We start from the raw sequence: 252 nt of genomic DNA on the forward strand, positions 1-252 counted from the left end.
TGTTGTACGGCTTGCGCTCATCCACCGCGCCACCGCACCACGCCCAAGGCCGCTCACGAGCAGAAACCGAGCAAATCCACACGTTATGACTAATACGAAACGGTAGAAGACTCGCTTATCGCCCTCTCAGATGCTCGAGGACGTGGTCACGGCGGGCGGCGGTGATGTCGTGCGTGCGCCCGGGCCGGGCGGCGGAGATCCAGATCAGCCGGCCGCGCTCGTCGGTCAGCGCGAGGAAGTGCAGGCCGTGGC

1 protein-coding gene is annotated in these 252 nt (G+C 65.5%); it reads right to left on the reverse strand.

From position 1 onward, the window contains the following. Positions 1 to 115: 115 nt before the first annotated feature. Positions 116 to 244 (reverse strand): transposase family protein, encoded by a 129-nt coding sequence (locus KDL01_RS42850; protein WP_438802032.1) that lies wholly within the window; start codon positions 242 to 244, stop codon positions 116 to 118. Positions 245 to 252: the final 8 nt, after the last annotated feature.

This window comes from Actinospica durhamensis, from assembly GCF_018139695.1.
Classification (GTDB): Bacteria; Actinomycetota; Actinomycetes; order Streptomycetales; family Catenulisporaceae; genus Actinospica; species Actinospica durhamensis.